The sequence below is a fragment of the Micromonospora sp. CPCC 206060 genome (genome assembly GCF_036906895.1).
Taxonomy (GTDB): Bacteria; Actinomycetota; Actinomycetes; order Mycobacteriales; family Micromonosporaceae; genus Micromonospora.
In genome coordinates, this window is sequence record NZ_JBAKHU010000275.1 from 1 (window position 1) to 704 (window position 704).

Annotated in this window: 1 pseudogene; it reads right to left on the bottom strand. The window is 72.2% G+C overall.

The window, feature by feature from the left end:
• Positions 1 to 304 precede the first annotated feature (304 nt).
• Positions 305 to 704, bottom strand: a pseudogene (locus V6U90_RS33720) (cell division protein FtsK); the annotation flags it as partial.

The window sequence follows — 704 nt, forward strand, 5'->3', positions numbered from 1 at the left end:
GCGCAGGATCAGGGAGCGGCGGCGGCCGGTGCCGTGGCAGCGTCGGCAGCGCCGGAACGGCCGAAACCAACACACGGCCAGGTAGCAGAGGGTGACGGCGGCGGTGGTGAGTAGGAACAGGACGGCGGCGGTGCCGGTGGTGGTTGCGGTCGCGGCGAGGGTGGGCACGGTAGGGCCTCCCAGGGCGGTTTCCGGGCTGTGACAGGTGGTGGGGCGACCCGCGACCGGCCAATGTTCGTGCTGACCAGGCCGGTCGCGGGTCGAGTCGCGTGGACGCGACCGGTCGCGGGCGGCCCGCGACCGTTCAGGCGCTCTTGCGGCGGCCGATCGCAGCGTCGATGGCGTCGGCCTTGGCGCCCTTGAGGGCCTTACCGGCCCGCTTGACATCTACGCTCGGTACACCGAACGCGCGGACCTGAGCGGAGATCGATTCGGCGGTGAGGTCGGCGTAGTGCTCCGGCATCCGCTCGGCGAGGCGGGCGGCGATGTCTTCCCACTGCAAGCCACGCTCGTCGGGGCCGAACAGGGACCGCACGTCGGCGAGCACGTCGCGGGACGTGCGGGTGACGTCTTCCCCGGCGGCCATGCCGGTGAGGGTTCCGGCCTGCTCGCGTAGCTTCCGGGCGGCGGTCAGGATCTTTTCGGCGTCTTCCTGGTCGGCGAGGTAGGTGCGCACGGTCGGGGTGTCATCGGAGGCGCCGCGT